This is a genomic window from Micromonospora wenchangensis, from assembly GCF_002210435.1.
Taxonomy (GTDB): Bacteria; Actinomycetota; Actinomycetes; order Mycobacteriales; family Micromonosporaceae; genus Micromonospora; species Micromonospora wenchangensis.
This window is the reverse complement of record NZ_MZMV01000073.1, coordinates 25,268-32,005: the sequence shown is the minus strand read 5'-3', so window position 1 is coordinate 32,005 and position 6,738 is coordinate 25,268. Positions and strand designations below refer to the sequence as shown.

Annotated in this window: 9 protein-coding genes; 3 read left to right on the top strand and 6 right to left on the bottom strand. The window is 72.5% G+C overall.

Annotation, left to right across the window (positions count from 1 at the left end; translation table 11 throughout):
- The 6 genes from B5D80_RS28610 to B5D80_RS28590 form a co-directional block, all read right to left on the bottom strand.
- Positions 1 to 634, bottom strand: a 634-nt coding sequence (locus tag B5D80_RS28610) for a SigE family RNA polymerase sigma factor (protein WP_245855041.1), incomplete at its 3' end; no start/stop codon positions are given.
- A 103-nt stretch (positions 635 to 737) separates the two neighbouring features.
- Entirely contained in the window at positions 738 to 1,604 is an 867-nt protein-coding gene (locus B5D80_RS28605) for a PH domain-containing protein (protein ID WP_088647041.1), read from the bottom strand.
- A 6-nt stretch (positions 1,605 to 1,610) separates the two neighbouring features.
- Positions 1,611 to 1,769: a hypothetical protein gene (locus B5D80_RS33775; protein ID WP_165942702.1), complete on the bottom strand. Its 159-nt coding sequence runs from the start codon at positions 1,767 to 1,769 to the stop codon at positions 1,611 to 1,613.
- 116 nt (positions 1,770 to 1,885) lie between these two features.
- Positions 1,886 to 2,575: a DUF6758 family protein gene (locus tag B5D80_RS28600; RefSeq protein WP_342747143.1), complete on the bottom strand. Its 690-nt coding sequence runs from the start codon at positions 2,573 to 2,575 to the stop codon at positions 1,886 to 1,888.
- Between the two features lie 143 nt (positions 2,576 to 2,718).
- Entirely contained in the window at positions 2,719 to 3,342 is a 624-nt protein-coding gene (locus B5D80_RS28595) for a TrmH family RNA methyltransferase (protein ID WP_088647039.1), read from the bottom strand.
- A gap of 103 nt (positions 3,343 to 3,445) precedes the next feature.
- A complete protein-coding gene (locus B5D80_RS28590; protein ID WP_088647045.1) occupies positions 3,446 to 3,937 on the bottom strand; it encodes a hypothetical protein in 492 nt (163 codons plus the stop codon).
- 645 nt (positions 3,938 to 4,582) lie between these two features.
- On the opposite strand from B5D80_RS28590, the gene trxA reads away from it, so the two are divergent.
- The 3 genes from trxA (at position 4,583) to B5D80_RS28575 (ending at position 6,579) form a co-directional block, all read left to right on the top strand.
- A complete protein-coding gene (gene trxA, locus B5D80_RS28585) occupies positions 4,583 to 4,945 on the top strand; it encodes a thioredoxin (RefSeq protein WP_088647038.1) in 363 nt (120 codons plus the stop codon).
- An 85-nt stretch (positions 4,946 to 5,030) separates the two neighbouring features.
- A complete protein-coding gene (locus tag B5D80_RS28580; RefSeq protein ID WP_088647044.1) occupies positions 5,031 to 6,077 on the top strand; it encodes an Rv2578c family radical SAM protein in 1,047 nt (348 codons plus the stop codon).
- A 94-nt stretch (positions 6,078 to 6,171) separates the two neighbouring features.
- A complete protein-coding gene (locus B5D80_RS28575) occupies positions 6,172 to 6,579 on the top strand; it encodes a CoA-binding protein (RefSeq protein WP_088647037.1) in 408 nt (135 codons plus the stop codon).
- Positions 6,580 to 6,738: the final 159 nt, after the last annotated feature.

Here is a 6,738-nt window from a genome sequence, read left to right as displayed (position 1 = left end):
GCGCGGGTGTCCGGGTGCCGCCGGTGGCCCGGTCGGGCGACGGCGTACGGGCGGCGAGGGAGGGTCGGGCGGTGGTGGCCGGCCGGGCTGGGGCGGCCGGGGCGGGGCGGCCGGTCGGGTCGGCGGCGAGGTCGTGCAGCCCCTCGGCGGCGAGCCGGCGGCGCAGGGTGTTCAGGGCACGCGACGTCTGGCTCTTCACCGTGCCGGGGGAGATCTCCAGCAGGGCCGCCGTCTGGGCCTCCGACAGGTCCTCGTAGTAGCGCAGCACCAGCACCGCCCGCTGTCGGGCCGGCAACATCCGCAGGTGCCGCCAGAGGGCGTCCCGGTCGAGCTGCTGCTCGATCTCGTCCACCCCGGCCCGCTCGGGCAGCACCTCGGTGGGGCGTTCACCGTGCCACCGACGCCGCCACCAACTGGTGGACGTGTTGACCATCACCCGGCGGGCGTACGGCTCGACCGCCTCGATCCCGCCCAACCGCCGCCAGGCCAGGTACGTCTTGGTCAGCGCGGTCTGGAGCAGGTCCTCGGCGGTGGCCCAGTCGCCGGCGAGCAGGTACGCGGTACGCAGCAGGGCGCCGGAGCGCGCCGCGACGAAGTCGCGGAACTCGTCCTCCAGCGGATCCCGGTCGGCCACCGCTCACCTCCGCACCCCGTCCCGCCTGGCAGGCTGTCACGCCGGACAGGGTCCGGTCGACGGCGAAAGGTGGGCAGTTCGTCCGACGTACGGACGAAAACTCTCAGGCGCCGTCGTCGGCCTTCGCCTCGTCGGCCTCCTTGCCCAGCCGGGCCTCGACCGCCTGCGGCTCGTACATCTCCTCGACGACCCGCAGGTAGAGCTCGTTCGGGTTGGGCAGGTTCTTGATCTCCCGCAGCGCCTGCTCCTGGCCCGCGGACTCCAGCACGAAGGTGCCGTAGTTGAGGGCCCGGCCGGTGGGGGTCTGTTCGTACTTCATGTCGGTGACCCGGGCCAGCGGCATCATGGCGACCTTGCGGGTGACGATGCCGTTGACCACCATGACCCGCTTGTTGGTCAGGATGAACCGGTCGTACCACCAGTCGGCGACCTTCCACGCGACCCAGCCCATCACCGCGAACCAGAGCAGCACCGCGATGGTGGTGAGGGCGCCGACGTCCTGCCCGGCGAGGAAGCCGGAGAGGTAGCCGAGGACGAAGGTGGCCGCCACCCCGACGACGATCGGGGTGCCGAGGTGGATCCAGTGCCGCTTCCACTCGCCCCGGTAGCGCTCGGTGGGGAAGAGGTAGCGGGCGACCAGGGAGCTGGGCTCGTCCTCCAGGGGGAGCACCCGGCGGGGTGTCATGCCCTGGGCGTCGGACCGCAGGCCGGCCAGTTCCTCTTCGGAGATGACCGGCTGTTGGTAGCCCGCCTCCGGATCGCGGACCCACGTCCGCCCCTGCCCGCCGAATCCCGGGGCGTCGCCGTAGCCGGCGTCGTCCGAGAAGGACGGTCCGCCGGTCGGTCCCGCCCCGGACCCGTAGGCCGGCCCGTCGTCGGGTCGGTACCTCGGGATCGGCTCGGTGTCCCGCTCCCGGCGGTCCCGGCCGGGATCGTCCGGGTCGAACGGGGGTCCGGAGGGGCTGCCCATCGGTGGTTAGGCGACGAGGCTCGTGAAGAAGTCGCCGAAGCCCTGGGCGATGTCCACGATGCCACCGCCGAGCGACTTGAAGACGTCCGCTGCCGAGTTTGGCCGGTAGGCAACGAAGAAGATCAAGAATGCGATACCGGCCCAGGTGAGGACCTTCTTGACCATAGCGGGCCATCCTCTCGCGCGGCGCCGGGTCCGTTTACCGCAGCGGCACCCAGAGTATCAGCATGATGTCGTAGCGTGAATATCTGCGTCCCATCTCCGACTCGCCCGGAGGGCTGTCAAGCCCCTCCGTGCAGGTACGGGGACGGAGCGCCGTACACGAGCTCGGGCGGAGTCCACTCGGTGAGGTCGTGCAGGACGACATCTTCCGCGAGGAGGTGACCCGCGCTCGCCGGCCAGGCTATCGCATGGAGCCACATTCCCCGAGCCTCACCGGCGTACGCGCTTCGATCCGTTGCCGAATTGATTAACCACAGTGGAGTCGGATGGCCGCCGACCCTGATCCGCGCCGGCTCGACATGCTCGGGGTGACCAGGGCCGGGACCGGGCCCGGCCAGCACCTCCGTCAACTCTGGACCAGGGTCCGGGCCGGCCACCCCGGCGAACCGGGTGCCCAGCCCCACCCCCGGCTCCTCGGCCACCAGGACCAGTTCGGCCGGTCCACCACCGAGCGGCGCCGGCCCGGCGCACGCGACGGCCGTGGCGCGGACGCCACCGGCCTCGTCGCCGGCCCAGGCCACCCCGGTGACGGTCCAGCCCGACGGGAGCGGCCACGGGCACCACAGCGGCAGCGCGGGCCGCTGCGGATCGCTCTCGGCCGCCACCCGGTCCACCACGCTCGCCACGATGTCGGCGTCGATGTGCTCGGGCACGTGCAGCGGGGCCACCGGTCCACACCTGACGCACCGCGACTCACCGTGCATCAGGTCCGGTGGGCGTACCTGACCCGCACACCTCGGACAACTCACCACGACACTCACATCCCCACCGTGGCCCGGCGACGTGCCCGGCGTCAAGCCGCCGCCACGGACGTGCCGCCCCTTTCCCCACCTCAGCGCCCGTGCCGCGAATTCCTGCGGTCGGTGGTGGGGTGCGGGTCGGGCGGGAAGGGTCAGGCGGGCGGGGCGGCGGCGTGGGCGCGTACCCAGGCGTGCATGGCGATACCGCTGGCCACCCCGGCGTTGATCGACCGGGTCGAGCCGTACTGGGCGATCGAGAAGAGCTGGTCGCAGGCGGTGCGGGCGGCGGCGGACAGCCCCGGCCCCTCCTGGCCGAAGAGCAGCACGCAGCGCCGGGGCAGGGTGGTGGTCTCCAACGGCCGGCTACCGGGCAGGTTGTCGATGCCGACCACCGGCAGCTCCCGCCCGGCGGCCCAGCCGACGAACTCCTCGATCGTCGGATGGTGCCGGACGTGCTGGTACCGGTCGGTGACCATGGCGCCCCGCCGGTTCCACCGGCGCTGCCCGACGATGTGCACCTCGGCGGCGAGGAAGGCGTTGGCGTTGCGGACCACCGTGCCGATGTTGAAGTCGTGCTGCCAGTTCTCGATGGCCACGTGGAAGTCGTGCCGCCGGGTGTCCAGGTCGGCCACGACGGCCTCCCTGCGCCAGTAGCGGTAGCGGTCCACCACGTTGCGCCGGTCGCCGGCGGCGAGCAGCTCCGGGTCGTAGCGCGGGTCGTCCGGCGGGTCGCCCGGCCACGGTCCGACACCCACGTCGAGCTGGTCCTCGGTCACGGTTCCAAGAGGGTACGGCCGCCGCCGGGGTCCCCGTACGCCACCCCGACCGGTGCCGTCCGGGACGCCCGCCCGGTTCGCCCCGGGCCGGACCGCGGCGGCCTCACCGCCCGCGCAGTCCCAACGCGTCGCCGAGGCGTTCCAGGAACCGCCGGTCGGTGGGGTCGGGGACGCCGGTCCGGCAGACCCGGACCGCCACCGACTCCACCCACTGCCGGTACGCCGCGGAGTCCGCGGGATCGGCCCGTCGGCGTAGCACCCGGACGGCGGCCCGGCAGGCCGGCGGCAGGTCCGCCGGGCCGGTGGGCCCGCCGACCGCAGCGGTCGCGCCGTCGTGCCGGGCGTAGATCGCGGCGACCACGGCCCGGACGAGGTCACTGTCGGAGGCGCGGCCGGCGGCGAGGGCGTCCAGGCCGACGAGGCCGGCGGTGACGTCGCGGGGCGGGCGACCGGGGCCGGGTGAGGCGGCGGCCACCAGCACCCGGCCGGGCAGGGTGGTGAGCAGGTCCCACTCGGTGGCGGAGTAGACGGCGGTGGTCAGCGGTGCGGCACGCCGTCCGGCAGAGGGCGGCTCTCCGGCGAGGGAGTGGCTCATCAGGACCTCCGCCGTCAGCATAAGCCTGCCGGACGGGTGACGGGCTGGTCCCGGCGCGATCCGCGCCCGCCGGGTCGCCGGTGTCGCGGCGGGGGTGCCCGCGCTCCGCCGTCGACCGGCAGCGGTGAGTACGACTCGACACGCCTTACCGCTGGTTAAGGAGACACCGGGCGGCGGGTGACAGGGAAATGTCACTCCCGGGCCCACCCGGGGGGAGACGCAATGAGCGGCGGGGCCCTCCCCGGCACCCGCCGCCCACGCTCTGATGTCGAAGATTCTGCCCCACCACGACGATGAACGAACAGAGACGGAGGTCACATTTATCTTTTCGTAACAATACTCAGAGTCACTAATGATCAACGAGAGAGCGATCTCCGCAGGTGAAGTCATACCTTGTCAGGCGACAAGTTGGCGCATGTTCGCAGCTCCGGGCGGCGATCTCCCTGGAAACGCTCCCATCACGGGCCGTCACGCAAATGCGTCGTGCAAGTGCAGTCCGCACACGCGCATCGACAGATGCAGCTCGATGAGCATGATCGGGGCTCCGGAGTGGGCCGGTTTCGGCGCGCCCCACCCGGGAATTTGCCGGGGTACCACCTGGTTCTACGGGACGGAAAAAGCAATCCGCGCTGATCGGAGAGTCCAATGGCAACCGTTGAGCTGACCACGGCCAACTTCGACGAGGTGACCGAGAGCAGCGGCATCGTGCTGGTCGACTTCTGGGCCGAGTGGTGCGGCCCGTGCAAGCGGTTCGCCCCGGTCTACGAGCGCTCGTCGGAGAAGCACCCCGACATCACCTTCGGCAAGGTCGACACCGAGGCGCAGCAGGAGCTGGGCGCCAAGTTCGACATCCGCTCGATCCCGACGATCATGGCGATCCGGGACGGCGTGATCGTCTTCGCCCAGCCCGGCGCGCTGCCCGAGTCGGCCCTGGAGAACCTGATCGAGCAGGTCCAGGCCCTGGACATGGACGACGTGCGCAAGCAGCTCGCCAACCACCAGCACTGACCACCGCCGCCGGCGGTCGGGCCCCACGGTCCGGCCGTCGGCGGTTCACTTGCGCCCCGCTCGCACACATGTTCGAATGAACGGCATGCGCTGGGACCACCTCTCCGCTCCCCCGGACGAGGAGCGTCCCGACCGGGCAGCGCCAGCGACGCCACCCCTGCCGCTGGCGCTGCCCGGAGCGGTCACCCGCACGTTCGACACCCCCGACTTCGCCGGCATGACCTTCTACGAGGTGCAGGCCAAGTCGATCATCAACCGGGTGCCGGGCGGGTCGCAGGTGCCGTTCAGCTGGACGATCAACCCGTACCGGGGCTGCACCCACGCCTGCGTCTACTGCTTCGCCCGCAACTCGCACACCTACCTCGACCTCGACGCCGGCGCGGACTTCGACCGCAAGGTGATCGTCAAGGTCAACGCCGGGGAGCTGGTCCGCCGTGAGCTGGCCGCTCCGCGCTGGCGCGGCGCGCCCATCGCGATGGGCACCAACGTCGACTGCTACCAGCGCGCCGAGGGCCGCTACCGGCTGCTGCCGCCGATCATCACGGCGCTGCGGGACTTCGCCAACCCGTTCTCGATCCTCACCAAGGGCACCCTGATCCTGCGCGACCTGCCGCTGCTGCGTCAGGCCGCCGAGGTCACCCGGGTCAGCCTGTCGTTCTCGGTGGGCTTCGTCGACGAGGCCCTGTGGCGGGCGGTGGAGCCGGGCACCCCGAGCCCACGCCGCCGACTCGACGCGGTCCGCCGGCTCACCGACGCCGGTTTCGAGGTGGGGGTGCTGATGGCACCGATCCTGCCCGGCCTCAGCGACGACGACGCGTCGATCGACGCCACCCTCGCGGCCATCGCCGCCGCCGGCGCCACCGGCGTCACCCCGCTGGCGCTGCACCTGCGCCCCGGTGCCCGCCAGTGGTACGCGCACTGGCTGGGCCGGGAGTTCCCGCACCTGGTCCCCCGCTACCGCGAGCTGTACCGGTCCGGGGCCTACCCGCCGCAGGCGTACCAGCGGGAGCTGACCGCCCGGGTGCGGATCGCGGCCCGCCGGCACGGCCTGCACCGCAGCGAACCCGGCGACACCCGTCGCGGGTCGGCCCCGCCGTCCGCACCCGCCCCCGAACAGCTCGCCCTGCTCTGAGCGGGCCGGTCGGGGGCGGAAGCACGCAACGCCGGTCCCCCGCGCCGCCCCGGCAGCCGGCTGGTCCCGCCCGGAGTCGGGCTAGGCTCGGCGGATGCGGACCGCACAGCAGCTCCTCGCCGACTCCGCCGTGATCGCCGTCGTGGGCGCGTCCCGCGACCCGGGCAAGGCCGCGCACCGGGTGCCGGCGCAGATGCAGCGGTACGGCTGGCGGATCATTCCGGTCAACCCGACCGTGGACGAGTTGTTCGGTGAGCGGGCCTACCCGTCGCTCGCCGACATTCCGCACCCGGTGGACCTGGTGAACGTCTTCCGCCCCGCCCGCGACGCCGTCGAGGTGGTACGACAGGCGGCGGCGATCGGCGCGCCGGCGGTCTGGCTCCAGCTCGGCATCGTCTCCGCCGAGGCGCGGCGGATCGCCGGAGCGGCCGGCATGGACTACGTCGAGGACCGCTGCCTGATCGTCGAGCGGGCCGCCGGCGGCCTGTCCCGGCTGCCCTGACCGGTCCCCGACCCGCCCCGACGAGGTGACCCGGCGTCAACCGGCAGAAAAGCCGCGCCCCCATCGGTAGCGTCCGCCACAGAGAGGCCACTGACCTGCGGCGGAGGGCGGGCACCGTGAGTACGCCACCGGGCGAGCCGGAGCAGCCACCCTCACCGT

Excerpts from the sequence above, each read along its gene's own strand:
- trxA (WP_088647038.1), top strand. The coding sequence starts at position 4,583 with ATGGCAACCGTTGAGCTGACCACGGCCAACTTCGACGAGGTGACCGAG.
- B5D80_RS28575 (WP_088647037.1), top strand. The coding sequence starts at position 6,172 with ATGCGGACCGCACAGCAGCTCCTCGCCGACTCCGCCGTGATCGCCGTC.
- B5D80_RS33775 (WP_165942702.1), bottom strand. The coding sequence starts at position 1,769 with ATGGTCAAGAAGGTCCTCACCTGGGCCGGTATCGCATTCTTGATCTTC.
- B5D80_RS28590 (WP_088647045.1), bottom strand. The coding sequence starts at position 3,937 with ATGAGCCACTCCCTCGCCGGAGAGCCGCCCTCTGCCGGACGGCGTGCC.
- B5D80_RS28605 (WP_088647041.1), bottom strand. The coding sequence starts at position 1,604 with ATGGGCAGCCCCTCCGGACCCCCGTTCGACCCGGACGATCCCGGCCGG.
- B5D80_RS28580 (WP_088647044.1), top strand. The coding sequence starts at position 5,031 with ATGCGCTGGGACCACCTCTCCGCTCCCCCGGACGAGGAGCGTCCCGAC.